The organism is Facklamia sp. P13069, assembly GCF_050409405.1.
Classification (GTDB): domain Bacteria; phylum Bacillota; class Bacilli; order Lactobacillales; family Aerococcaceae; genus Facklamia.
This window is the reverse complement of sequence record NZ_JBNUPN010000002.1, coordinates 104314-130995: the sequence shown is the minus strand read 5'-3', so window position 1 is coordinate 130995 and position 26682 is coordinate 104314. Positions and strand designations below refer to the sequence as shown.

Here is a 26682-nt window from a genome sequence, read left to right as displayed (position 1 = left end):
AAGCCCTCTAAATCACCATAGGTTGGTGATTTAGAGGACTTTGTCTACAGTCTGAAACGAATCCTATGCAGGATTCGTTTTTGTTTGATTAATTAAAAATTACTGCTTATTTTTAGCCCGTTCTACCAAATCTTTAAAGATAGCTCGACTGCTTTCTTGATGTTTGTAAGTGAGTTCAGGGTGCCATTGGACAGCTAAAATATCCACATTTGGATCAGTGGATTCAATGGCTTCAACCAGATGGTCACCTGACCAGGCAATGGCTTTTAAGTCTTTACCCAGCTCTTTAATGGCTTGATGGTGAAGACTGTTGACGTAATCACCAGTTCCCATCCAATTACTTAAACGGGAATTGGGATCAATTTTAACCCGGTGGGTCATACGGTTTAATTCTGATTTTTGCACGTGTTGAATAGCCCATTCTGGATACAAGCTGAGGTCTTGATAGAGGTTCCCACCTTGAAGAACATTAATTAATTGCATACCACGACAGATACCAAGGATTGGCTTGCCAGCTTGCATAAAATGTTTAATTAATTTTAATTCATGGTGGTCACGGTCGATATTTAAAGATCCTAATTTTAAATGAGGTTCTTCTTGATAAAAACGTGGATCCACATCTTGTCCACCAGTTAGGATCAGACCGTCTATACGGTCAATAATGGCTTCAATTGGATATTGGTTATTGATGGGTAGAACGAGTGGAATCCCTCCCGCTTCAATAATAGCTTCTACAAAAAAGTGAGGGGTGTAAGTAGCATCGAAGGCTGCATATCGAGGGTCGTTTTGAATGGGTGTAATACTACCAGTAATTGCGATGATTGGTTGCATAATAAATTCCTTTCTGCGACTATAATGATATTCCTATTATACAAGAAAGTGCCTGCAAGTTAAAAGGCTTTATAGCATACAAAGCATAAAATATTTGGTACACTAATGAGAGAGGATGAGGAGGGGCATTATGGAATTTCAAAAGGCAAAACAGGCTTTAGTTCAGGGTAAGATTGATAATGTTTACTGTCTTCAAGGCAGTGAAGTCTATCTTCAACAGAATTTTCGACAAGCTCTGGCTCAAAAAATTGAAAATTTGGCCGGCGAACTAGACCTTTCTAGCTTTGATGCTAATGAAGTATCCATTGACACTGTTTTAGATGAAGCAGAAAGTTATTCGTTTTTTGTCGACCAACGCCTCATTATAGTGGACCAAGTAGATTTTCTAAACAGCCAAGCTCAACAAAAAATGACTGATGGTCAAACAAAGCGCTTGTTGGATTATTTGAAGGATCCTAATCCCGCTACTTGTATTCTTTTTATCGTCCCTCATGATCAAGTGGATAAAAGGCGAAAATTAACTAAGGCATTCCTGAAAGAGACGACTTATATTAATATTTCTCCTCTAGGAGAAGCGGCTGTTCAGTCCTTTATTCAAAGTTATATTCAAAGTGCTGATTTTGAGATGACTACAGAAGCTCAAAAGGCTTTGTTACAACGTGTAGATTATCAATTGAGTCAAGCAGTGGCTGAATTGGAGAAGTTGAAACAATTTGCTCAAAGTGGTCAAAAGGTTACCCTGGAAGTGGTAAATTCTTTAGTCACACGCAGCCTAGCTTCAGATGTCTTTGAATTGACCAATGCTATACTAGCCCGCAAGCTTGATCGCTCGATTCAAATTTATCAAGACTTAATATTAATGAAGCACGATCCCATTCAACTACATGCCTTAATCGTTTCGCAGTTTCGCTTATTTTTACAAGTTAAACTCTTACAAATGCAAGGAATAAAGCAAGATGAAATAGCTCAAACACTCTCTGTCCATCCTTATCGAGTGAAATTAGCCCTTCAAGCCAGTCGACCCATGCAAATAGGAGAACTTAGTCAGCTTTATTTACAACTCATTCAAGCTGATTACCAAATGAAAACCGGTTTAGGCAATAAGGATACGTCTTTCTATCTGATCCTGACCAAAATCATGCAACTTTAATTAAAGGAGGTTCCTATGCAAAAAATTCGCTTAGCCATCGCAGGTTTCGATCAAGTGGGTCAAGCTATTATGGAAGTTATGGATCAACACCAAGACTTAATTATCCAACATATCTTTAGCCGGCAAAGTAAGCAGGACTTCCCACAAGCCTTGCAGTCTTTGCCTATTCATCCCATGGAACAAGTACTTAACTTTAAAGAGTCTATTGATGTCTTGCTAGTCTGCAGGGGTTCTACTGAGGACAATCCTGATAATCTAACGGAATATGCGGCTCATTTTAATTTAGTGGATACATATAATTTTTATGCTAAGCCAGCTCTTTTATTAAAATCGATCGATTCTATCAGTCAGGTTCACCATAAATTAGCCGTGATGGGTGTAGGGTGGAATCCTGGTATTTATACAATCAATCAATTATTGGCAGAAGCTGTGATGCCTCAAGCAACTAATTATCGTTTTATCGAAAATGAATGGAGTCAAAAAATGAGTGAAACACTGGCTGGCATAGAAGGAGTAGCCCAAGCAAGTGTATATATCAAAGCCTCTCCTCAAAGTATACAAGCCATTTTAAAAGGGGAAGGTGCTGATTTGCGTTTTTCTGACTATCAAGAAAGAGTGGCTTACCTAGTTTTGGAAGAGGGAGTGAATCCTGACAGGATTCATGATCAAGTACAGGCCTTACCTAATTATCTTTCTCAAGTTGAAAGGAATATAAATTTTGTTTCGAGTGATCAGATGACCAAGCTTTCAAAGGAAGCCAAAGCGGGTCGGCTGATTCGGACCCTTTCAGACAATCAAGAGCTTACTACTTATGATTTGAGCTTAAGTTTTAATCACCCTCGATTTAATCAAGCCCATTTACTGCTGGCTTATGCCAGAGCGGTTTACCGTTTAGCTAGTGAAGGAAAATCAGGAGCCTTAACACAATTAGATGTTCCAGTGTCTTATTTAAGCAAGCACAGTCGACAAGAACTACTTAATCAGTATCTATAAAATGAAGTTCAACATAAAAAGCATCCTTCTTAAAACCTTTCGATTAGGGTCTGTAACAAGATTTATCGGCTTGTTGTTAGGCCCCTAATCAAACAAGGATTAACGAGGATGCTTGGTCTGATTAATCAGTAAAACAAAAAAGCTCCCAATGGAAGCTCAATTATTATTTAGCAGATGCAATTAATTTAGCTAAACGAGATTTATCACGTGCTGCTTTGTTGTGATGAATTAAGCCTTTAGTTGCGGCAGAGTCAATAGCTTTAACTGCGGCTTGGTATAATGCTTGAACATCACCTTCGCCCGTTTCAACTGCTACGCGAACTTTTTTCATTGCAGTTCTTAAAGCAGAAACTTGAGTGCGTTTACGGCTAGAAACTTTTTCAGTTTGACGTGTACGTTTTTTTGCTGATGCTGTATTGGCCATGAATGGTCACCTCTTTTCAATAAATCTAGTCTAAGTCTGAAAACTTAGTCAACAAGAAATATTATACAGAAGACAATGTCAACTTGCAATAAAAATAAGTCAGATTATTTAATAAGCATTGAACTTGTGAGACAAGCAAAAGTTGTGTAATTTATTAAGAGCAAAAGCATAAATGGAGGCGAGTTTTTGAAGAGTAATAAATTTAGGGTGGTATCACCTTATGAACCAGCTGGTGACCAACCCCAGGCAATTAAAGAGTTAGCGGCTGGTTTAAGAGCAGGAAAAAAAGAGCAGATTTTACTTGGGGCTACTGGTACGGGTAAAACATATACAGTGGCTAAGGTAATTGAAGAAGTCAATAAACCAACATTGGTCCTAGCTCATAATAAAACACTAGCCGGTCAATTATATTCCGAATTATTAGAATTTTTCCCTGATAATGCGGTCGAATATTTTGTCTCCTACTATGATTATTATCAGCCAGAAGCCTATGTGCCATCTTCTGATACCTATATCGAAAAGGAATCCAGTGTCAATGACGAAATTGATAAGTTGCGTCATTCAGCTTCTTCTTCTTTATTAGAAAGAGACGATGTGATAGTAGTCGCCTCAGTGTCGTGTATTTATGGTTTGGTTGATCCGGACATGTATCGTGAGCATGTACTTTCTTTACGTCAAGGTCAAGAAATTGCCCGTGACCAAGTGATGGCTCGTTTAGTCGACATGCAATTTGTTCGCAATGATATTGATTTTCAACGTGGAACCTTTAGAGCCCGTGGCGATGTCCTAGAAATCTTTTTAGCTTCAAGAGATAAAGAAGTCATTCGGATTGAGTTTTTCGGTGATGAAATCGACCGTATCCGTGAAGTAGATGTTTTAACAGGTGAAATCAAAAAGGATGTCGAACACTATCCCATTTATCCGGCTACCCACTTCGTAGCTAATCAAAAACAAACGCAAAGAGCAGTTGAAAGTATTCGTCAAGAATTAGAGGAAAGATTAGAAGTCTTACGCTCTGAGAATAAACTATTAGAAGCTCAGCGACTAGAGCAAAGAACTAACTATGATATTGAAATGTTATTGGAAATGGGCTATTGTTCAGGCATTGAAAACTATTCGCGCCATCTGGATGGGCGTGCACCAGGAGAGCCACCTTATACGCTATTAGATTTCTTTCCTGATGATTTTCTAATCGTTGCTGACGAATCCCACATTACCATGCCGCAGATTCGTGGGATGTATAATGGTGACCGGGCGCGTAAGGATCAGTTGGTTGAATACGGCTTTCGTCTACCTTCAGCTGTGGATAATCGTCCACTTAAACTCAATGAGTTTGAAGACCATATTAATCAGATTATTTATATCTCAGCCACACCAGGCCCTTATGAATTAGAACATACCAACCATGAATATGTCGAACAAATTATTCGTCCAACAGGTCTTTTGGATCCTGTTATAGAGGTTCGACCGATTAAGGGACAAATTGATGATTTAGTTTCCGAAATTAGTTTAAGAGTGGAAAGAAATGAACGTGTCTTTGTAACGACTTTAACCAAAAAAATGTCTGAAGACTTAACCGATTATCTAAGGGAATTGGATATTAAGGTCAAATATCTGCATTCAGATATTGTGACTTTGGAGCGAACGGAAATCATCCGTGATCTCAGATTAGGTGTTTTTGATGTCTTAATCGGGATTAACTTATTAAGAGAGGGACTAGATGTCCCTGAGGTATCACTGGTGACGATTTTAGATGCGGACAAGGAAGGCTTTTTAAGGTCAGAACGTGCCTTGGTACAAACAATTGGTCGAGCCGCTCGAAACCAAAACGGTCGCGTAATTATGTATGCAGACCGCATCACTAATTCTATGCAAAAAGCGATTGATGAGACAGAAAGACGACGCCAAATTCAAACAGCTTATAATAAAGAGCATGGCATCACACCGACGACTATCAAAAAAGATATTCGCGACTTAATTCGTATCACTCACGATGTGGAAGCAGAAGATCGTCAAGAAAATGTCTTACTAGATTTCAAACAACTATCTCGGATGCAAAGAGAGGAAGAGCTGGAGCGTTTAACCATGTTGATGAAAGCTTATGCTAAAGAAATGAATTTTGAAAAAGCAGCCGAGACGCGTGATTTAATGATGGAGTTGAAAGCGCATTTCAAGATAAAATAAGTAATAAAAATCTAACATTGTAATTTTTAATGTATTCCCTTACAATATAAGGGAATTCAAAAACAGAGTAGGTTATTTACGTAAAGTGCTTCTAGATGGGATGTCGCTAGAAGACGAAGTGATTCTCACGCGATAGATAATCGCCTCCGCTGTTTTCATCTTGTGGAGGGCACTCTTTTGAAGAGTGCTCTTTTTTTGAGTCAAACTATCTAAGTGGGGAGAGTAAAACATGCAAGTAAATCCAAAAAAACAGCCAGTCTTTCGCTTTAACCATCGTGAGATTAAGCATGGCGACCCGACCATTCTCTGTGGAATCGTCAATGTGACCCCAGATTCTTTTTCAGATGGAGGAAAATGGTTTGGTCTAGAAGTGGCTTGTAAGCGAGCGATGGAACTGATTAAGCAAGGTTGTCAAATGATTGATATCGGAGGAGAATCTACCCGTCCGGGGTCGACTTATGTGGCCGTAGAAGAAGAAATCCAACGTGTCGTCCCAGTTATCAAGGCCCTAAGAGCGCAAACTGATGTAATAATCTCAGTTGATACTTGGAAAGCTGAGGTTGCTCAAGCAGCGCTTGCAGCCGGAGCCGATATTATCAACGATATTACTGGACTTTTAGGTGACCCGCGCATGGCCTCAGTGATTGCACCAACTCAAGCTGGTGTCATTGTGATGGCTAATCCAGTAATTGTCCGTCCAGACCATCCTTCCGCCAAGGTCTTTCCGCAGTTTGGAGCAGAAGGCGTCTTTAGCAAAGCAGAATTGGACGCTTTTGCCAAAATGGACGCTGTTGAATTGATGGATAAGTATTTTGATAAGTCTTTAAAGTATGCGGCTGAAGCGGGTATCAAAAAAGACCGCATCGCACTTGACCCAGGTATCGGCTTTGGTTTAACTAAACGTGAGAACTACCAATTAATCCATCAAGCCAATCGGATTCACCAAAAAGGCTTTACCTGCTTCTTAGGGGTTTCTCGTAAACGCTTTATTCAAAACACCCTGCAAGAAGCTGGCTTTAATGTAGATGTTGAAACCGAAGAAGGATTCAAACAAAGAGACGAAGGCTCTGCTGCCTTATCCGCTATCGCTGCTTTTATGGGTATCGAAATGCTTAGGGTTCATGTGGGAAGCTCTCACCGGATTGCTTCGTTAATTGGTAACCACTTGCGCTTATCTGATGGCTTAGAGGATACAAATTTTGCTGCTTATCCACTTAAATAGGAGGAGTTATGTTTAAGATAAAATTAAATAACATGCGTTTTTATTCGCATATTGGCTATTTTCCTGAAGAGAAGAAATTAGGTCAAAATATCGCTGTTGATCTGACGGTGACCATGAAGGCCAGTCTCACGCGAGATGATTTAAATGAAACAGTCTCTTATGCGCATTTTTATGATCTAGTTGCTGAATATATAAAAAAAACACGGGTCGACTTGATTGAAACAGTTGCTTTTGACCTTTTAGATTTAATAAAACAATCCAATCCACAACTAATTAGTCAGGTCAAAGTCAATGTTCGCAAATTACAATTACCCATCGATGGTATTTTAGATTCTGCCGAAATTGAATTGGAGGGATAGAGGATGGCAACTGTTTATCTGAGTGTCGGATCTAACTTAGGAGATCGGATGGCTAATCTGCGAAAGGGGCAAGAGCTGTTAGCAACTCATCCACAAATTGAAGTCTTAAAAGCCTCGGCCTATTATCAGACTTCTCCAGTAGGAGGAGTCGTGCAAGATGACTTCATTAATCAAGCTCTCGCCATTGAAACAGACTTAGATCCTTATGACTTATTGGACTACCTTCATGAAATAGAAGCCGAGTTACTAAGAAAGCGATTGATCGTTTGGGGACCTAGAACTTTAGATATGGATATCTTATATTTTGGCCATCTAGAAAGTGAAGACCCTCAGCTAACTTTACCGCATCCCGAAATAATGAACCGTTTGTTTGTGTTAATTCCTTTAAAAGAAATTATTGACACCAATTTTTATGCTTATTGTCAAATTAATCAAGCCATTGAACATTTAGAAAAGACACAAGACCAAAGAATAGAAAGAGTGGTAGAAAATGAAAGAAATTAATTTGAATCGTATAGAAGAATTAGTTCGTGAGCTTTTAATCGAAATCGGAGAAGACCCAGATCGTGAGGGGCTCATTGAAACACCTAAACGTGTTGCCAAGTCGCTAAAGGAAATTACAGCTTCTACTCGCTTAGAAGAATTTACGGAAGGAAAAATGTTCCCAACCGATGCCAGTCCTAATCAACAAATGGTGGCAGTCAATAATATCCCTTTTTATTCTATGTGTGAACATCATATGTTACCCTTTTTTGGGAATGTTCATGTAGGCTATCTTCCACAAGATGGACAAATTATTGGCCTGTCAAAAATACCAAGATTGGTAAACTATGCTGCAAGAAAGTTAAATGTGCAAGAAAATATTACGCGTGAAGTCGCTGAGGTTTTGATGGAGATTACCCATGCTAAGGGAGTAGCTGTGGTGGTTGATGCCCGTCATATGTGTGTGGAAATGCGCGGGGTCCAAAAAGTCAACTCCATTACCCGTACCAATTATTATTTAGGCGCCTTTAATGAAGATGTTCAGTTGCGGAATGAATTTCTGCAGTCTTTACCTAAGGTGAACGCCTTATGATTAACAGTTTGACCGATGATTTACCAACTATTCTTTATGGTGAAGGAGACCGTCTAAGTGTTTTAAAAGCCATGTTGAAACAATTGGGCCAACCGGACCAAACCGTTAAAATCATCCATATTGCGGGAACTAATGGTAAGGGGTCAACTGCTAATATGATTTCTCATTTATTACTTGCTCATGGATATCGCACAGGACTATTTACCAGTCCTCATTTATATTCAGAATGTGAAAGTATTAAAGTCAATGACCAAATGATTAGTCAGTCAGATTTTAGCTGTATCATGGCGGAAGTTCACCGAGCGGCGATTGTGTTAGGCTTAGACCCACAAAAAGATTTGTCACAATTTGAGACCACCTTTTTGATTGGGATCCTTTATTATGCCCATTTAGCCTGTGATTATCTAGTTTTAGAATGTGGTGTAGGTGGGGGCCTTGATGCGACCAATGCAATTAGCCACTCTGAATATGCCATCTTTACTAAAATTGGTATGGATCATTTAAATTTACTGGGGGATTCTTTGCAAGCTATCGTAGAGACTAAAGCTGGTATTATCCGTTCAAATCAACAAGTCATTGTGGCGCCGAACCAAAAGAACGGAGTGGTTGAGCGTCTTAAACAAATAAGCTCGGAGCAAAAAAGTTCTTTCCATGATAGCTCTGACCAAAAGATTGTTTACAAGCGTCCACATTATTTTCAAGTGGAACTAAATCAAAAAAGTTTTGAACTCTACTTGCCCTTATTAGGGACTTTCCAAAATGAAAATTTAAAGACCGTCTTTAAATGGTATCAAGTATGGTTGGAAAGTGAACAACCTTCTCCTATAGAGACTGACATGACAAAAGCTTTTAAAGACTTAAGAATGGTAGGACGTTTTGAAAAAGTGCAAAGCACTCCCGACATTATCCTAGATGCTGCTCATAATTTAGATGCCATTCAAGAATTAATCTCTAGCATCCAATCATTATATGCTGGTCAAAAGTTGAGCATTTTGTGTGGTTTTCTCAAAGACAAAGATGTACCGGCTATTCTAGATGAATTATTAAAATTAACTGCTGATTTTTATGTGACCCAGCCCGATTTTCCAGATCGAGCGATGGATACCAAAGAGCTAGCAAAACTTTTTGAACAAAAAGGAAGCTCAGTGATTTCTTATCCGGATAGTCGTGCAGGCTTAAAACAACTGATGGAAGACCAAGACGATCCTATTATGGTTGTGGGCTCTTTCCATCTGATAAAAAAAGTGAGGGATTTGTTTGCAACAAATTAATGCAGCAGAGCTTTTGAATAATGCGCAAGAATTGATTAAAGTCTCACCCTTCTTTAATCAGAAGAAGTTTTTAAGGCTCCAAGAAATAATGGATCAATATCCTGCAAGCAATCTCTTGGACCGCAAAAGTCCATTGCACTTATCAGCTTCAGCCTTGGTTTTTCAAGATCAGTCTTTAGTTTTTATTCATCATCCTTATTTACATAAAACTTTATTACCTGCAGGACACGTGGAAATAGGGGAGACCCCTCAAACAACAGCCTTGCGTGAGCTATACGAAGAAACGGGTTTAAAATTCACCTCCCTTACTCAGTCCGAATTAGTAGACCTTAATCTATTTGCCATCCCCGCTAACCCACAAAAAGGCGAAGGGGCTCATTATCATCTAGATTTTAGGTACTACTTCCAAGGGACCACTAAACAAAGCGCTCAATCAGAATTGGCTGTTCACTTATTAGCAGAAGATCAAGCTCCAGACGAATTTCAGCCCTATTTCCAATTAATTAAGAAAACCCCTTGATTATGAGACTGCTTTAAACTATAATTAATCATTGTTCTGTATGAAAATTCAGAACAATGCCCTCGCTCGGTTTAGCGCATCACCAACGCTTTACTTAGCTAGTGGAAATAAAATAGAAAGAGGTGAATAATATGGCATTAACACAAGAACGTAAAACTGAAATCATGAAAGAATACGCACGTCACGAAGGTGATACCGGTTCTGTTGAGGTTCAAGTTGCTGTCTTAACAGAAGACATCAACAATTTAAACGACCATATTAAAACACATAAGAAAGATTTTCACTCTTATCGTGGATTAATGAAGAAAATTGGTCACCGTCGTAACCTTCTTGCTTACCTACGTAACAAGGACGTTACTCGTTACCGTGATTTAATTAAAAGATTAGGATTACGTCGTTAATCCTGCGACTAAAGGATGGCAATTAGCCATCCTTTTTGTTATATTACTAGTAGATTTGTTCGGAGTTTCACACTATACAAAAATGAGTCGTTTAAACTTTAAACGGTTGATTTTTGTTTAGTGCTACTCCGAATGATTAAAAATTTAAAAGGAGTTATGTTATGACAACTAAACAAGTATTTGAAACAAATTGGGGAGGCCGTCCCTTAATTGTTGAAGTAGGACAAATGGCTAAACAAGCCAATGGAGCAGTTTTAGTACGTTATGGCGATACAGTCGTTTTGACTGCTGCTGTCGCTTCCAAATCCCCTTCACCGATGAATTTCTTCCCCTTAACGGTTCACTACATTGAAAAAATGTATGCGGTTGGTAAGGTGCCGGGTGGTTTCTTAAAACGTGAGGGTAGACCTTCTGATAACGCGACCCTGACTGCCCGCTTAATTGACCGTCCAATCCGCCCAATGTTTCCTGAAGGCGTGCGGAATGAAATTCAAATTACTAATACAGTCCTTTCAGTTCAACAAGATTGCTCACCAGAGATGGCAGCTATGTTTGGTTCTTCGCTAGCATTGGCTATTTCAGATATACCATTTGATGGACCGATTGCCGGAGTGGATGTGGGACGTGTCGATGGTGAATTTGTTATCAACCCTACACCCGACCAAAAAGAAGTTTCTGAGATTGATTTAACCGTAGCAGGGACTGCGACCGCGATCAACATGGTAGAATCTTCTGCTAAGGAAGCATCAGAAGAGGATATGCTGGAAGCCTTATTGTTTGGACACGCTAATATTCAAGAATTAGTGGCCTTTCAAAAAGAGATTGTCCAAGCAGTTGGAAAAGAAAAATTTGAATTTGAATTAGTTCAAATCGATCAAGAAATCACTGAGCAAGTCAAGAGCTTATACAATGAAAAAATGGTTACAGCTGTTAAAACACAGGAAAAACAAGCCCGCGATGAAGCGGTTAATCAATTGAGTGAAGAAGCTGAAGTTTTCTTTAGTGAAAAGTATGCCGAAGCAGAAGATTTAGAAGAGAAACTGAAAGATGTTTCTTCGGCTATGCAGGACTTAGAAAAAGAAGTCGTTCGTCGGTTGATTACCCATGACCGTATTCGTCCAGATGGTCGTCAAATAGATGAAATTCGTCCTTTGGAATCTTTGGCTGGCATTTTACCACGTACCCATGGTTCAGGACTCTTCACCCGTGGACAAACGCAAGCTTTATCAGTAGCTACCTTGGCTCCTTTATCTGAACATCAAATTATTGATGGTCTTGGATTAGAAGAAGGCAAACGCTTCATGCATCATTATAACTTCCCTAACTTCTCAGTAGGAGAAACCGGACGAGTGGGTTCACCAGGTCGTCGTGAAATTGGTCACGGTGCGCTAGGTGAGAAAGCTTTAACCCAAGTGATTCCTTCAGAAGAAGAATTTCCATACGTTATTCGTTTAGTGGCTGAAGTATTAGAATCCAACGGTTCTTCTTCACAAGCATCCATTTGTGCCGGTACGCTGGCATTAATGGATGCCGGTGTTCCGATTAAAGCACCGGTGGCAGGAATTGCTATGGGCTTAGTGATGGACGGCGATAACTACACTGTCCTAACCGATATCCAAGGCTTAGAAGATCACTTAGGCGATATGGACTTTAAAGTGGCGGGGACTGCCGAAGGCATTACGGCCTTACAAATGGATATTAAGATAAAAGGAATTACTAAGGCCATTTTAGAAGAAGCTTTAGCCCAAGCTAAAAAAGCCCGTCTCGAAATCCTAGATAATATCACTCGTGAATTAGCTCAACCACGACCAGAATTAAGTCCTTATGCACCGAAGATTGAAATGGTTCAAATTGATCCTGAAAAAATTAAGGTGGTTATTGGTAAGGGTGGTGACACCATTAACTCCATTATTGACCAAACTGGCGTTAAGATGGATATTTCTCAAGAAGGACAAGTTAGCATTGCTTCTTCAGATTTAGCTATGATTAAAAAGGCAAAAGAGATTGTGCTTAGCTTAGTTGAAGATGTGGAAGTCAATAAAATATACGAAGGTAAAGTTATTAGAATTGAGAAGTATGGTTGCTTTGTGGAAGTCCTACCTGGTAAATCAGGTTTGCTTCACATCTCTCAAATTGATCATCGTCGCATTGAAAAGGTCGAAGATGTCTTTGATATTGGGGATACTGTAACAGTCAAAGTAACCAGTATCGATGAAAAAGGTCGGATTGATTTATCACGTAAAGTGTTAATGCAAAAGCCAGAATAATTATTAACGATAAATTTAATAAGTCTTAGCCCCCTCCTATAAATGAAGGGGGCTTATTCTAATTCATTAGTCTTTAATCAGTAGTCGTTGAGGTGGAAAGAGGCTCAAATTTTAATTTAAGGTGGTCTATGTTATAATAACTGAGATAAGCCAGAATTTGACCCCTTAACGGAGATCAAGCTGCTAAGCGTTTAATAAAATATGAAAAAATAATAATAGAGGTGTATTATGAGTGAGATTAAAGTTATTCCCTTAGGTGGTGTTCGCGAAGAAGGCAAGAATATGTATTTGGTCGAAGTCGATCAAGCCATATTTGTGCTAGATTGTGGGCTATTGTATCCACAAGATGATTTATTAGGAATTGATATGGTGATTCCAGACTTCACCTATTTAGAAGAAAATGCTGAGCGTGTAGTGGGGATTTTCTTGTCACATGGGCATGCCGATGCAGTAGGTGCCTTACCTTATTTATTAGATAAGATTGATGCCCCGGTTTTTGGAACCCAGTTAACGATTGAATTGGCTTCTATTTCTGCTCGTAGACAAGGACACGATGACCGCCTTGAAAATTTCCATGTGATTGATTCAGAAACTGAAATTGAATTTGGTGATGTCAATGTTTCTTTCTTCCCTACCACTCACACCATTCCAGATTCAGTCGGAATTGTGATAGATACTAAAGATGGGGCGATTGTCTTCACAGGCGATTTCCGCTTTGACCCTTCAGCTTCTCAAGCTTACCGCACTGATTTTGGTCGGTTGACAGACTTAGGTAAGAAAAAGGTTCTTGCCTTATTGAGTGACTCTGCTGAGGCAGAATCACCAGTGGAAAATGTGAATGATCGTGTTATTACAGAAGAAATAACAGAAGTCTTCCGCAATGCGCGAGGAAGAGTGATAGTAGGGACGATTGGCTCGAACATTATGCGTATTCAGCAAGTCTTAGAAGCAGCTCACCATTCAAGACGAACCATTTTCTTCCCAACCAAAGACCTTTACGAAATTGTCGATGTCGCTTTAAAGTTAGATAAAATTTCTATTCCAAGTCGTGATGTCTTTGGTAATTTTAAAAATATCGATAAATATCAAGAGGATCAAATTGTTATTCTGGCTACTGGCGATGTGGGCGAACCGATTCAAACTATCCAAGCCATGGCTCAAGGTAAGCATAAAACAGTCACCATAAAGGAAGATGATACGGTTTATATTGCAACCACTCCATCTGTTTCAATGGAAAAGAGTGTGACTCGTACCAAAGATATGATTTATAGAGCCGGTGCTCGGGTTATGAGTGTGACAGACCACTTTAAGACATCGGGTCATGCTACACCCAATGATTTAAAATTAATGTTAAACTTTATTCAACCGGACTTTTTACTTCCAGTCAGTGGGGAATACCGTATGTTAAGAGCCCACGGTGATCTAGCCTTGCAAGTGGGAATGTCTGAAGATCAAATTATTATCCCATCTATTGGAGATGTATTAAGCTTTGAAAACGGAAAAGTTATCCAAGCAGGTCAGGTGACAGCAGGGGATGTCTTAGTCGATGGAAGTGGCGTAGGCGATATTGGGAATGTGGTTTTAAGAGACCGTCGTATTTTAAGTGAAGACGGAATTTTCGTTGTAGTCGCGACTATTTCACGTCGTTTGAAGAAAATTCTAGTTGGCCCACAAATTACCTCGCGTGGTTTCGTCTTTATGAAAACTTCCATTGATTTAATTGAAGCTTGTTCAGATATTACGCTAGATGTTTTAGAAAAACACATTGTTTCAGATGATTTTGATTGGAATAATCTTAAGGGCGATCTGCGTGAAAAAATTGGTAAGTATCTATATAAGGAGACTAAACGTCGTCCGGTTATCCTACCGATTATTATGGAAGCTTCAAATTATCAAGTAAAAAAAGGTGATAAATAATTATGAATAAACGCAGTATTAGACAATTTTGGGACATGGTGATTGCTCTTGTCCTATCCCTAATCTTGTTTTTTGTGTCTGATGAAGCAGCCATTAATTTTTTTGGGCTTGAGCTAATTATTGCCTTAATTCCTTTAATGTGGTTGGCATTGCGCCATGGCGCCCCATCAGCTATTATTAGCGGACTTTTGGTAGGAATTATCCAAGGAGTGCTTAACGGGGGATTAGATGATGGGTTAGTCTTAATCGTTCAATGGATTGCTCCCATCTTAGCAGTAGGAGTAACCGGTTTATTTGCGAAATATACACAAAAGACCTTGAACAATAAACGTTACTCTTCTACTTATTTGAATATCTTCACTGGCAGTCTTTTAGCTTTAATATTATTTATTGCTATTCGCCAACTGATTGTGCCATTTGCCTTGGGTGAAGAAGTCTTATTTGAGTTCAATAATCTTAACCATTGGCTAGGTCTTTTATTATCCTGGCTGCTATCAGCAAGTGTCCTAGTGCTGCTTGCGCGATTTATGCCACAAACAATTATTCCCAAACGCAGTAAATATCTTTCACGCAAAGAAACTTCTAGTTTATTAAATGATTAACAAAATTAATTAAAGCCCCCATCTTAATGATGAGGGCTTTTAAAAAACAGCGGGGAGGATGCTGTTTTAATCAAATCTTTAATCGATTAATGGACTTAAGCAATTAAAGTTTCTGTGATGGCAGTCACATTAATAATTTGATTCAAATTTAAAAGGAAGTGATTGGCTCCTACTTGCAGGCTAACGTTGTTTTGTGAACCAATTGGAGCCAGTACATATGCTTCCATTTCGGTCATATCCATTGTTTGATCGGGTAAATAATATTCAATGAGTATGTTTAAAGGAACTTGCTTGATATAAGCTTGATGAAGGATTCTTTCAACTTGTGCAAGGGGCATCATTTCAATAGATTCTTTGATAAGTGGAGTGGGTTGAAAGAAAGGTTGAAAAAGGGATTGGCTTACACGGCCAAGCCAGTTAGTTTGTCTTTTGATGGGTAATTCCATAAAAACCTCTCCTTTAATATCGAACGTTTGTTTGTAATTATATTATACGAACAAAGGTTCTTTTTGTCAACCTTTTTACGAACAAATTTTCGCATTTCATAATGGCTGTATTTTATTTATTTTTCAGCTTATCTTTATGTAGAGAGTGAATTGTGGTACTATATAGAACATGAAGTAATGGAGGGAAGTCATGTTAAAACAAAGGGGATTATTAATCGTTTTATCAGGCCCTTCGGGTGTCGGAAAAGGAACAGTTCGCAGCGCGATTTTTGAAGATTCAAATTGTGACTATGTTTATTCTGTTTCAGCAACTACTCGAGAGCGTCGACCAGGTGAATTAGAAGGGGTAGACTACTTCTTTATGAGTAGAGAATCATTTGAGGACTTAATTTCCCAAGAAGCCTTGTTAGAGTACGCGGAATATGTTGGAAATTACTACGGGACGCCGCTAGCATCTATTGAAGAAAATTTAGCGCAAGGACGCGATGTATTTCTTGAAATTGAAGTTCAAGGTGCCCGTAAGGTGAGAGAGAAGATTCCTGAGGGAATTTTCATTTTCTTAGCGCCTCCAAGTCTGAATGAGTTGGAGTCCCGTCTAACCGATCGTGGAACGGATTCCCAAGAAGTAATCGCTCGCCGTATGAATAAAGCTAAAGAGGAAATTGAATTAATGCGTCACTATGATTACGTGGTAGTTAATGATGAAATTTCTGAGGCGGTCGATGAAATTAATGCTATAATTAAAAGTGAACATCTAAGGGTTGAAAGAGTCATGCATTCGATCCAGGCAGATATTAATGCATATTTTGAAGAGGAGGCTAAGCAATCATGATGCTATATCCATCAATTGACGAATTATTGAAAAAAGAACCATCTAAGTATTCTTTAATAACTTTGGCAAGTAAACGCGCTAAAGAAATGGAAGATTATAAAATTATGCAATTACAAGACTATCAATCAGATAAACCTGTAGGCAAGGCTTTAGAAGAAGTTGTTGCGGGCGTATTATCCATTAAAAAATAAGAGGGCGAATAAGAAGGCTACTATGCAGATCATTTTTAATGATTTCATAGTAGCTTTTTAATAGGAGGTGAGCGAATGATCGCTGAAGTTATCATTGATATACCTACTGCACAAGTCAATCATAGCTTTGATTACAAAGTAAGTGCTGAAATGCAAGCTTTAATAAAGGTTGGTATGCGAGTGGAAGTTCCTTTTGGATATCGTAACCTAATGGCTTTTGTTGTTCATTTAAAAGATAATAGTGACTATCAAGGGGAATTAAAGGCGATTAGACGCTTGATTGATTACGAATCTTTTTTGAGTCAGGAACTAGTTGAACTTTCTCAAGTGCTTGCCGACCAACTTTATGCTTTTAGGATTTCAGTCCTACAAGCCATGTTGCCAAGTATTTTACGAGTCAAGTATCAAACGGTTGTTACAGTTAAACAGTCTGAAAAATTAGCTGAAGTGCTCGATTGTTCACCTGCAAAGTTAAATCAGCTTGGTGTCACGCGCCAATGGTTGGAAGAAAGGTTGACAGCTAGTCAAATTCGTTCATTATTAGATGAAGAAATTATTCAATTATCTTATCAGTTAATTGATAAAAAAACGCATAAGACCCTTAAGTATATCTTGCCTAATCGTTCACAGGCAGAATACCAAGACTTACTCGATCATTTAGATAAACGCAGTCATAAACAAGGTCAAGTTTTATCAGTCCTCATCGACCATCAATGGACTCAAGCCATAGAGTTCGATCAATTAGCAAAGCTGGCTCAAGTTTCTAAGGCCACCCTTAATACCATGATTAAAAAGGGGTGGTTGACGCTGGAAGAAAGGGAAGTTTATCGGCCTGCTTATCAAGTAGATCAAGCACCTCCTTCCTCAGCCAAAGCCTTATTAGCACAGCAACAAACAGCATTTGAGACTATAAAAAATCACATGACAGCTGAAGAAGCCCAAACCTTTTTATTGCAAGGAGTCACCGGATCAGGTAAAACCGAAGTCTATTTACAATTAATAGCTGAAGCCCTTAAAGCTGGTAAATCAGCGATTCTATTAGTGCCAGAGATTGCCTTAACACCACAAATGGTAGACCAGGTGATTGGTCGCTTTGGCAAAGGCGTTGCCGTTTTGCATTCAGCTTTATCATTGACCGAAAAATATGATGAATGGCGCAGAATCATTCGGCAAGAAGCGAAAGTGGTCGTCGGAGCGCGTTCTTCTATTTTTGCTCCGTTAAAAAATATCGGCATCATTATTATTGATGAAGAACATGAAACGACCTATAAACAAGGAGACAATCCACGTTATCATGCAAGAGAAGTTGCTAAATGGCGATCAAAATACCATCAGTGTCCCTTAGTTTTAGGTTCAGCCACACCTTCTTTAGAATCACGTGCTCGGGCTGAAGTTGGTAAATATCAATTATTAAGAATGGACCAACGTGTTAATCAACAACCCTTACCACCCGTAACCATAGTGGATATGACTCAGCATTTATTGGATCAAGAAACACTGGAACTTTCTCAACTTTTAGAAGATAAAATTGCCGAAAAATTAGCGTCTAAAGAACAGGTTGTTTTGCTTTTAAATCGCAGAGGCTATGCCTCTTATGTCTTATGCCGTGAATGTGGTCATGTCATTCAATGCCCACATTGTGACATCTCTTTAACTTACCATAAGACTGGAGAAAAGCTTAAATGTCATTATTGTGATTACCAAGTAGGACTGCCAACCAATTGTCCTCAGTGTGGTTCTAAGCATTTGAGAAAACAAGGCATTGGCACTCAAAAAGTAGCCGAAAGTTTAAAGCAACGCTTTCCTCAAACACCCATTATCCGTATGGATAATGACACCACTCGACGCAAGGGCGCTCACAAAAAATTATTAAAAGCATTTGCCAGTCAAGCAGGTTCAATCCTTTTAGGAACACAGATGATTGCTAAAGGTCTCGACTATGAACAGGTAACCCTGGTTGGTGTTATTAATGCAGACACTGGTTTGAACTTACCAGACTTTAGAGCTGCTGAAAAAACCTTTCAGTTGCTGACTCAAGTAGCCGGAAGAACAGGGCGAGGCAAGCTAAAAGGCGAAGTGGTCATTCAAACCTATAATCCTAACCATTATGTGATTCAGCTAGCAAAAAAACATGATTATGACAATTTTTTTTATTACGAAATGCGAAGACGCCATATGAGCCATTATCCTCCTTATTTTTATACAACGTTAATTAAGGTGTCTTCTAAAAACCGAGGCAAGGCTCAAAAAATGATCTATCAACTCAAGGATCAATTGATGGACAAAGTGAATACCCAATTAATGATATTAGGTCCCTCAACAGGAGGAATTGAAAGAATCAATAATTATTATCAATTCCATTTGCTCTTAAAATATAAAGAAGTAGACTTAGTTAAAGATCAGCTACAAACTATTCTTCTTGCTAGTCAAGAAAGCCAGGCCAAGGGAGTCTTTGTTCAAATAGACCATGAACCCCAGTATTTTATTTAGAAAGAGGTTATTGAATGAAAAAAATAATTTTTATGGGAACCCCTCCTTTTGCGGCAACCATTCTGAAAGGATTAATTCAACAAGTAGAGTATGAAGTGATTGCAGTAGTGACTCAACCAGATCGTCCAGTTGGTCGAAAACGTATTCTAACACTACCTCCAGTTAAAAAAACAGCTTTAGAAGCTAATATTCCAGTCTTTCAACCGGAAAAGTTAGCCGATTCAAAGGACTATCAGACTCTATTGAATACAGAAGCCGATTTAATCATAACGGCTGCATACGGACAGAAAATACCACTTGCTTTATTAGAAGCACCCAGTCAAGGGTCTATTAATGTTCATGCTTCACTCTTACCTAAATATCGTGGAGGGGCTCCAATTCATTATGCAATTTGGCGGGGTGAAGAAGAGACGGGTGTAACAATTATGAAAATGACTGAAGAAATGGATGCTGGGGATATTCTCATTCAAACAGTTTTACCGATTTCTGAGAAGGATGATGTGGGCATACTGTTTGAAAAACTGGCTGTCGTTGGTAAAGAATTATTATTGAATTTCTTGCCGAAATTTTTTAATGGGGAGTATGAAGCGACTCCACAAGAATATAGCCAAGTACTATATTCTCCAACCATCAAAAAGCATGAAGAGCAGTTAAATTGGTTGCAAAGTGCGCGTGTCATTGACCGTCATATACGCGCCTTTAGACCTTTTCCAACAACCTATACCCTACTAGATGGTCAAAGAGTAAAAATCTGGCAAGCTCAACCCTTAAAAGAACTGGATGATAATATTGAAAGAATATTAACAGAAGAAATTCCGGGCCAAATTGTTGCTGCTGATGAAGAACACTTCTATGTTCGATGTGGTCAAGATTCCTACTTAGCAGTTAGTGAATACCAGCCCGCTGGAAAAAAAAGGATGATGGTTAAAGAATACTTAAAAGGGACACCGGCAGAAAGTTTAATTGGTAAGATATTCGACAGTGAAAAGGACTAATAAATAATGAAAATTAAACAAAGAAGCCAAACAAAATTGAAAAACAATCTCCGCTGGGACATGCTGAGATTGTTAGATCAAATTGATAACCAAGACCAATATTCTAATATCGTGATAGATAATTATCTGGCTTCAAGTAATCGAAGCAGTCAAGATAAAAATTTAGTGGTTAAGGTGGTTTACGGTAGTGTCCAACGTCGCTTGACCTTGGATTTCTATTTACAGGATTTAGTAAAAGGTAAAATAGAAGATTGGGTACGCAGCCTATTGCGATTATCTATCTATCAAGCTGTTTATTTAGACCGCGTGCCTCAGCACGCTATTGTAAATGAAGCAGTCGAGATAGCCAAAGTAAACGGCCACCAAGGCATTGGAAAATTAGTTAATGCTATTTTACGTAACTTTTTCCGCCAAGAGCTTCAGTCATTGACGGTAATCACAGAACCCTTGGAGAGACTATCGATTGAGCATTCCGTTCCGCTTTGGTTGGTCAAATACTTTGACCAGCACTTACCAGAACATCAGCTCAAAGCATTTCTTTCTAGTTTGAATCAAGTTCCTAATTTGAGTGCTAGAATCAATGGTCCAACAGCCAAACGATCACATATCATGGACCAATTAAAAGAGCAAGGGTTGGCGGTTACTAGCAGTCAAGTTTCTCCTTTTGGTTTTCGAATCACAGCAGGGGATGTCTTTAATAGTCAAGCTTATCAGGAAGGTTTGTTTACCATTCAGGATGAATCATCCATGCTGGTTGCACCTTTAGGTAAATTGACAGGTTCTGAAAATGTTTTGGATGCATGTGCAGCTCCAGGAGGAAAAGCTAGCCATATTGCTTCACTTCTAACTGACGGACACTTAACAGCTTTAGATATTTCTAAGCATAAGTTAAGTATCTTAAAAGATCATGCCGAGCGGTTAGGCTTAAGTCATAAGATAGATTCAATAGTAACCGATGCCTTGGACTTCCAACCACTTTCTCAAACTGCTTTTGATGTGATATACTTAGATGCACCCTGTTCGGGTATCGGTTTGATGCGTCGTAAACCTGAAATCAAATATCAGAAGTCGCCTGTCGCTATTCAAGAACTGGTTAAATTACAAAAGCAATTATTTAATCATATGCTTTCTTTGCTCAAGCCAGGTGGTCGCTTAGTCTATTCTACTTGCACCCTGACTTATGAGGAAAATGAACAATTAATTGAAGAAATCTTAAAGGAAAATAGTGAGTGGCAAGTGGAGTCCATCCTAGCTGAAGAAGTTTTAACAGATAATGTAATAACTTCCCAAGGCTTTCTTCGCATTTGGCCCCAACAGCATGGAACAGATGGCTTTTTTATCAGTCGTTTTCTTAAAAAAATAGATTGAGGTGAGTTATGAAAATCACTATACATTCAAACATAGGGAGAAAGAGAAGTTCTAACCAAGATTATGCGGATTATTTTTATTCTCAAAACCAACAAATCCTTTTTATTCTATGTGATGGCGTGGGAGGCAACTTGGCAGGAGATATTGCTAGTCAACAAACGACAGAGTTTGTTGGTCGGGCATTCGAAACAATTGATTACCCTATGACCATCACCCAAGCGCATGCTTGGATGACCCAAATGACCAATCAAGTGAATACTTTCATTTTGAATCAAGCAGACCTTAATCCAGATTATGAAGGAATGGGAACGACAATTGTACTTGCAACAATTGTCGAGCAGACCATTCTTATTTGTCATGTCGGTGATTCGCGGGCTTATGCATACGGAGCGGGCCAATTAAAGCAATTAACCGAAGACCATTCTTTAGTCAATGAGTTAATTCGTACAGGTGAAATAACAGTAGAAGAGAGTATTGATCACCCACGTCGTAATGTGGTCACCCAATCCATTGGAACACCAATGGTTTTAGAACCAGCTTTTTCAGAGATTTCTCTTGATAAAGTGGAACTTCTCTTGCTTTGCTCGGATGGTTTAAACGGCATGCTTAAAAATGAAGAAATTGAACAAATAATTAATAATCAAACAGATTTAGACCGCTTAGGTGATGAACTAGTCGCAGCGGCTAATAATGCTGGGGGTCTCGATAATATTACTATTATTCTAGCCAGCGATTTTAATTTGGAGGACGAAGGAGGTGACATTATTCATGGAAATAGGGGATAAACTATCCGATCGTTATGTCCTAACTTCTGTCATTGGTCAAGGCGGCATGGCAAATGTCTTCTTAGCTCATGATTTAATTTTGGATCGAGACGTAGCTGTGAAGGTGTTACGTTATGACTTCCAGGATAATCAAGATGCGATTCGTCGTTTCCAAAGAGAAGCCATTTCAGCCAGTCAACTGCTACATCCCAATATTGTAGAAGTTTATGATGTCGATGAACATGAAAAACAGCAATATATTGTGATGGAATATGTAAAAGGTCAAGACCTTAAAACTTTTATCAAAAAGAATGCACCTGTCCCGCTAGAACTAGTTGTTTCCATTATGGGACAAATTGTAGCGGCTATCGATGTGGCCCACAAAAATCGTATTATTCACCGCGATATAAAACCACAAAACATTTTAATTACTGCAAATAATGTGGTTAAGATTACGGACTTTGGTATTGCTGTGGCTTTATCAGATACTTCGATTACTCAAACCAATACCTTGTTAGGCTCAGTTCATTACCTATCGCCCGAGCAAGCCAAGGGCAATAGTGCAACCACTAAATCAGATATTTATGCCATGGGTGTAGTTTTATATGAGCTAATCACGGGTTCTGTCCCACATGATGGTGAATCCGCAGTTTCGATTGCACTTAAACATTTTCAAGAACCCTTTCCAACTATTCGAGAGCGCTTAGAATATGTTCCTCAAAGCTTAGAGAATGTCGTCTTAAAAGCGACGGCTAAGCAAGCGAAGGATCGTTATCGTACGGCTCAAGAGATGTTTAACGACTTATCTTCTTCTCTTAGTGTCGGACGTATTGATGAAAAACCCTTTATTCCTAGCAGTCAGTTGGATGAATCAGAACAATTTAAATCCATTCAGCCCATTCCAGCCGCTGATCGTGTGTTGACGGAAACAATCGAAGGGCCTGAGCCTTTAAATGAAGAGGAGTTTCCAACTTTTGATTTACCAGATAAAAAAACTAGCCATTTAGGGTCCAAGATTTTTAAAATTCTCTTCTTTGCTACGATATTGTCCTTACTATCTTTAGCTGTCTTTTTCGCCTATCGCTTATTCGTTGCCAGTGTAATCGTTCCTGAATTGGCTGGCCTAGACCAAAAACAAGCCATTGAATTACTAGAAGAGAATGATTTAATGCTAGGCGAAAGTACAGTTGTTTGGGATGATCTTATTCCGCGTGGCCAAATTATTGAAAGTGATCCCCAATCAGGGGACCGCATAAATCGTGGTTCTAAAGTTAATTTAACCTTCTCTGACGGCAAGCCGAGAGTCAAAATCGGTGATTACCTCAATCAAAACTATGAGCCGGTCCGTCGTAAACTAATTGATGCAGGTTTTATAGTTGACTTAAGGTATTTAGCAGCTAGTCAGTCAGAAGCAGGTAAAATTTTAGAACAGAGTATTGCACCGGGTACGGAAGTCGTTCCTGGTGAAAGTTCAATTATTTTAGTAATCGGATCCTATTCTGAGCAAACGACCATGCAAGATTTTACTAATTTATCAATTGATATGGTCTATAAGTTTGCAGACACTTATGGTCTCTATGTAGAAGAAGCTTATCAATATCATGATTATCTACCTGAAGGGATTGTCATTGATCAAGACCCACTTTCAGGCTCACCCATTGCTCAAGGAGACACCATTAAGGTGACGGTTTCTCAAGGTGAAGAAAAAGCAGAAGTGTCGACTGCCACAGAAACGGTATACCTTGATTATGTCCCTAAGTATGCTGAAAATGACTACGAACAAAGCAAGCCATTACCGAATAAAATCCAAGTTTTTATAGGAGATGACCGTAATAATATCACTCAAGTTGCGCGTGAAATTGAAATCACCGAATCACGTGAAATTCAAATCGTCCTCTATATTCCCGAAGGAGGATCCGGACAGTACCGTGTCTTAAGAGACGGCGAAATTGTCGCACAGTCCTCAGCCGTTTATCCTAATTAAGAATTTGAAGAGTTAAGAGCAGCATTACTGACTCTTAACTTTTTTTCTGAATAAATACTGACCAAAGGAGGAAATTATTTGAAACAGCTTATTACCTCACATGAAGGGATCATCTATCAAGCAGTTAGTGGCTTCTATTATGTATGGTCGCAAGGAGAATCTTTTGTAACAAAAGCAAGAGGTAACTTTCGTCACTTGAAGACCAATCCCTTAGTGGGAGATCGCGTACGATTTGTCATGGATCAACAAGATGAAAGTCAAGTGGGCAGATTAGAAGAGATCTTCGAACGAGATAACTTTTTGATTCGACCGGCTGTTGCTAATGTCGACTATGCTCTCATTGTCATGTCCTTAGTTGAACCTGAGTTTTCCTATAATTTATTAGATTATTTCCTTGTTTCGATGGAGTCTCATCGCATCCAACCCATTATTATCTTGAGTAAATATGACCTTTTAATCGAGCATCAGGGACGGGATGCAGCCAATGACTTAGTAGCAGAAATCAGAGCAATCTATGAAGTAATTGGTTATGATGTTTTTCTCTTTGACCAATCCAATGAAAAGATGCAAGCTATTCAAACCATTTTCCAACAAGGAATATATGTAATGACCGGTCAATCGGGAGTGGGAAAATCGACCCTTTTAAACAAACTGCTACCTCAAGCTGAAATTAAGACCAACCAGATATCCAGCCATTTAAACCGCGGTAAGCATACCACTCGAGAAGTTACTCTTTATCGTTTTGGTCAAGGACTCTTAGCCGATACACCCGGTTTTTCAGCTATTGATTTCGACCATTTAGAAAAAGAAGAACTGGCCGCTTGTTTCCCAGAAATTCACCAAGCAGGTGCAAAGTGTCGGTTTAGATCTTGTATCCATAAGAACGAACCTAATTGCCATGTGAAAGAGTTGGTGGCAAGTGGCATAATAAGTAACAGCCGTTATCAAAATTATTTGCAGATTTTAGAAAAAATTGAAAACAAAAAAAATTATTATTAAAGGAGAATAGTCATGAAAATTGCACCTTCAATGTTGAGCGCTGATTTTAATCACTTGTTAGAAGATATCCAGACCATCGAAAAGGGTGGAGCAGATTATCTACATATTGATATTATGGATGGCAGCTTCGTACCGAATATTTCATTTGGTCCCATGATTTTTAAAAGATTAAGATCTCATAGCCATATGGTTTTTGATTGTCACATGATGGTGGATCAACCGGAGCGGTATTTGGAAATGGTTGCTGATGCGGGAGCGGATATTATCACCGTACATGTGGAAGCGACCCAACATATTCATTCAGCCTTACAAAAGATAAAAGCCTTAGGAAAAAAAGCGGGAGTGGCTATTAATCCAGGAACTCCAGTCGAAGCGGTTTATCCTTTATTGGAATTAGCGGATTTAGTCTTGGTGATGACTGTTAATCCAGGCTTTGGTGGTCAGGCTTTTATTGAATCAACCATGAAGAAGGTAGAAAAACTAGCCAAACTACGTCAAGAAAATGATCATTATCACTATGAGATTGAAGTAGACGGTGGGGTCAATGATCAAACAGCTAAAAGTTGTATAGCAGCTGGTGCAGATGTTTTAGTAGCTGGCTCCTACATCTTTAAGCAAATGGATCTGGCTGCAGCTATCGCTTCCTTAAGACCCTAAGGCCAATTAGTATGGTGGATAAGATTATTATCTGTGCTGGGGCTCCTAATCCAGCCCTCAGCCATTTGTCTGAGGTGACAGATCAGACTTATCTCATTGGAGTTGACGAAGGGGCCCTCCAATTGGTGAAGGCAGGCTACCGATTGAACGTTGCAATTGGAGACTTTGACTCGGTCACTCCCACCCAATTTAGTAAGATTGAAGCGGCTAGTCAAGCAGTTTTAAAATATCCAGCTGCCAAAGATGATACCGATATGGAGTTGGGCCTTGAATTCGCTCTTAAACAAGACAGTCGATGTCCGGTGGAAGTATATGGCGCAATAGGTAATGGAGAGGGACGTTTAGATCATTTAATTGCTAACCTTTGGCTCGTCTTTCAAGAACGCTATTTTGCAATTATCCCCCGTTTAAGCTTTATTGAAAAAGATCAAGTGGTGCGATTTTTTAAACCAGGCAATTACTTTCTAGAAGACTTGAACAATTGCCGCTACTTATCCATTATTTCAATGACGGCTGTTAAGCAGCTGCAGATTAAGCAGGCCAAATATGAACTAGGTCTAACAGATTATGCTTTTCCTCGAGCCTTGGTGTCTAATGAGTATGTCGATCAGCATAAAATAAATCTTTCTTTTACTGAAGGTCTCTTGATGGTTATTTGGGAAAAAGGAAAATAAAGGGTTGGGTTTAAAAATAGAAGATAGGGATATAAAATTGAAGCACTTTCATTATTGTGTTAAAAT

Annotated in this window: 24 protein-coding genes, 1 pseudogene and 1 riboswitch; of the genes and pseudogenes, 22 read left to right on the top strand and 3 right to left on the bottom strand. The window is 39.0% G+C overall.

Going from position 1 to position 26682, the window contains the following annotated elements:
- Positions 1 to 99: 99 nt before the first annotated feature.
- Positions 100 to 831 (bottom strand): gamma-glutamyl-gamma-aminobutyrate hydrolase family protein, encoded by a 732-nt coding sequence (locus ACQV2T_RS01300; RefSeq protein ID WP_428874132.1) that lies wholly within the window; start codon positions 829 to 831, stop codon positions 100 to 102.
- Positions 832 to 961: 130 nt separating this feature from the next.
- Between ACQV2T_RS01300 and holA the strand changes: the two genes are divergently transcribed.
- On the top strand, positions 962 to 1981 hold the full coding sequence (gene holA, locus ACQV2T_RS01295) for a DNA polymerase III subunit delta (protein WP_428893137.1): 1020 nt from the start codon (positions 962 to 964) through the stop codon (positions 1979 to 1981).
- 15 nt (positions 1982 to 1996) lie between these two features.
- Positions 1997 to 2974, top strand: a complete 978-nt coding sequence (locus ACQV2T_RS01290; RefSeq protein ID WP_428893136.1) for a diaminopimelate dehydrogenase — start codon at positions 1997 to 1999, stop codon at positions 2972 to 2974.
- A 163-nt stretch (positions 2975 to 3137) separates the two neighbouring features.
- Here ACQV2T_RS01290 and rpsT read toward each other — a convergent pair whose 3' ends face one another.
- Complete coding sequence (gene rpsT / locus ACQV2T_RS01285) at positions 3138 to 3398, bottom strand: 30S ribosomal protein S20 (RefSeq protein WP_428874128.1); 261 nt, start codon at positions 3396 to 3398, stop codon at positions 3138 to 3140.
- Positions 3399 to 3584: 186 nt separating this feature from the next.
- On the opposite strand from rpsT, the gene uvrB reads away from it, so the two are divergent.
- The 10 genes and pseudogenes from uvrB (at position 3585) to ACQV2T_RS01235 (ending at position 15216) form a co-directional block, all read left to right on the top strand.
- Positions 3585 to 5582: an excinuclease ABC subunit UvrB gene (gene uvrB / locus ACQV2T_RS01280; protein ID WP_428876406.1), complete on the top strand. Its 1998-nt coding sequence runs from the start codon at positions 3585 to 3587 to the stop codon at positions 5580 to 5582.
- A gap of 61 nt (positions 5583 to 5643) precedes the next feature.
- A riboswitch (THF riboswitch) is annotated at positions 5644 to 5736 on the top strand.
- Positions 5737 to 5811: 75 nt separating this feature from the next.
- On the top strand, positions 5812 to 6804 hold the full coding sequence (gene folP, locus ACQV2T_RS01275; protein ID WP_428893135.1) for a dihydropteroate synthase: 993 nt from the start codon (positions 5812 to 5814) through the stop codon (positions 6802 to 6804).
- A gap of 8 nt (positions 6805 to 6812) precedes the next feature.
- Complete coding sequence (gene folB, locus ACQV2T_RS01270) at positions 6813 to 7163, top strand: dihydroneopterin aldolase (protein ID WP_428874125.1); 351 nt, start codon at positions 6813 to 6815, stop codon at positions 7161 to 7163.
- Between the two features lie 3 nt (positions 7164 to 7166).
- Positions 7167 to 8238 (top strand): annotated as a pseudogene (gene folE / locus ACQV2T_RS01265) (GTP cyclohydrolase I FolE).
- Positions 8235 to 9509, top strand: coding sequence for a bifunctional folylpolyglutamate synthase/dihydrofolate synthase (locus tag ACQV2T_RS01260; protein WP_428874124.1), 1275 nt, complete (start codon positions 8235 to 8237; stop codon positions 9507 to 9509). The pseudogene folE and the gene ACQV2T_RS01260 overlap by 4 nt, the downstream one beginning before the upstream one ends.
- Positions 9496 to 10029 carry an NUDIX hydrolase gene (locus ACQV2T_RS01255; RefSeq protein ID WP_428874123.1) on the top strand — a complete coding sequence of 178 codons (534 nt, stop codon included), beginning with the start codon at positions 9496 to 9498 and terminating at the stop codon, positions 10027 to 10029. The genes ACQV2T_RS01260 and ACQV2T_RS01255 overlap by 14 nt, the downstream gene beginning before the upstream one ends.
- Before the next feature lie 131 nt (positions 10030 to 10160).
- Positions 10161 to 10430: a 30S ribosomal protein S15 gene (rpsO, locus tag ACQV2T_RS01250; protein WP_428874122.1), complete on the top strand. Its 270-nt coding sequence runs from the start codon at positions 10161 to 10163 to the stop codon at positions 10428 to 10430.
- 161 nt (positions 10431 to 10591) lie between these two features.
- Positions 10592 to 12697, top strand: coding sequence for a polyribonucleotide nucleotidyltransferase (gene pnp / locus ACQV2T_RS01245; RefSeq protein WP_428874121.1), 2106 nt, complete (start codon positions 10592 to 10594; stop codon positions 12695 to 12697).
- A gap of 228 nt (positions 12698 to 12925) precedes the next feature.
- Entirely contained in the window at positions 12926 to 14614 is a 1689-nt protein-coding gene (locus ACQV2T_RS01240; RefSeq protein ID WP_428873766.1) for a ribonuclease J, read from the top strand.
- Positions 14615 to 14616: 2 nt separating this feature from the next.
- Positions 14617 to 15216, top strand: coding sequence for an energy-coupled thiamine transporter ThiT (locus tag ACQV2T_RS01235; protein ID WP_428873765.1), 600 nt, complete (start codon positions 14617 to 14619; stop codon positions 15214 to 15216).
- Between the two features lie 95 nt (positions 15217 to 15311).
- Here the strand turns inward: ACQV2T_RS01235 and ACQV2T_RS01230 are convergent, their stop codons facing one another.
- Entirely contained in the window at positions 15312 to 15662 is a 351-nt protein-coding gene (locus ACQV2T_RS01230) for a hypothetical protein (RefSeq protein WP_428873764.1), read from the bottom strand.
- Positions 15663 to 15852: 190 nt separating this feature from the next.
- On the opposite strand from ACQV2T_RS01230, the gene gmk reads away from it, so the two are divergent.
- The 10 genes from gmk (at position 15853) to ACQV2T_RS01180 (ending at position 26616) form a co-directional block, all read left to right on the top strand.
- Positions 15853 to 16494 carry a guanylate kinase gene (gene gmk, locus ACQV2T_RS01225; RefSeq protein WP_428873763.1) on the top strand — a complete coding sequence of 214 codons (642 nt, stop codon included), beginning with the start codon at positions 15853 to 15855 and terminating at the stop codon, positions 16492 to 16494.
- A complete protein-coding gene (rpoZ, locus tag ACQV2T_RS01220; protein WP_428873762.1) occupies positions 16491 to 16685 on the top strand; it encodes a DNA-directed RNA polymerase subunit omega in 195 nt (64 codons plus the stop codon). The genes gmk and rpoZ overlap by 4 nt, the downstream gene beginning before the upstream one ends.
- 75 nt (positions 16686 to 16760) lie before the next feature.
- The gene (gene priA / locus ACQV2T_RS01215) at positions 16761 to 19175 is read left to right on the top strand and encodes a primosomal protein N' (RefSeq protein WP_428893134.1); all 2415 of its coding nucleotides are present in this window, start codon (positions 16761 to 16763) and stop codon (positions 19173 to 19175) included.
- A 14-nt stretch (positions 19176 to 19189) separates the two neighbouring features.
- The gene (fmt, locus tag ACQV2T_RS01210; RefSeq protein ID WP_428873760.1) at positions 19190 to 20170 is read left to right on the top strand and encodes a methionyl-tRNA formyltransferase; all 981 of its coding nucleotides are present in this window, start codon (positions 19190 to 19192) and stop codon (positions 20168 to 20170) included.
- Between the two features lie 6 nt (positions 20171 to 20176).
- Entirely contained in the window at positions 20177 to 21538 is a 1362-nt protein-coding gene (rsmB, locus tag ACQV2T_RS01205; RefSeq protein WP_428884823.1) for a 16S rRNA (cytosine(967)-C(5))-methyltransferase RsmB, read from the top strand.
- An 8-nt stretch (positions 21539 to 21546) separates the two neighbouring features.
- The gene (locus ACQV2T_RS01200; protein ID WP_428873758.1) at positions 21547 to 22323 is read left to right on the top strand and encodes a Stp1/IreP family PP2C-type Ser/Thr phosphatase; all 777 of its coding nucleotides are present in this window, start codon (positions 21547 to 21549) and stop codon (positions 22321 to 22323) included.
- Positions 22307 to 24286 carry a Stk1 family PASTA domain-containing Ser/Thr kinase gene (pknB, locus tag ACQV2T_RS01195; RefSeq protein ID WP_428873757.1) on the top strand — a complete coding sequence of 660 codons (1980 nt, stop codon included), beginning with the start codon at positions 22307 to 22309 and terminating at the stop codon, positions 24284 to 24286. Before ACQV2T_RS01200 ends, pknB begins: the two co-directional genes overlap by 17 nt.
- Positions 24287 to 24364: 78 nt before the next feature.
- Positions 24365 to 25285, top strand: coding sequence for a ribosome small subunit-dependent GTPase A (gene rsgA, locus ACQV2T_RS01190; RefSeq protein ID WP_428893132.1), 921 nt, complete (start codon positions 24365 to 24367; stop codon positions 25283 to 25285).
- Positions 25286 to 25297: 12 nt separating this feature from the next.
- Positions 25298 to 25942, top strand: coding sequence for a ribulose-phosphate 3-epimerase (rpe, locus tag ACQV2T_RS01185; RefSeq protein ID WP_428893131.1), 645 nt, complete (start codon positions 25298 to 25300; stop codon positions 25940 to 25942).
- Between the two features lie 11 nt (positions 25943 to 25953).
- A complete protein-coding gene (locus ACQV2T_RS01180) occupies positions 25954 to 26616 on the top strand; it encodes a thiamine diphosphokinase (RefSeq protein ID WP_428873754.1) in 663 nt (220 codons plus the stop codon).
- Positions 26617 to 26682: the final 66 nt, after the last annotated feature.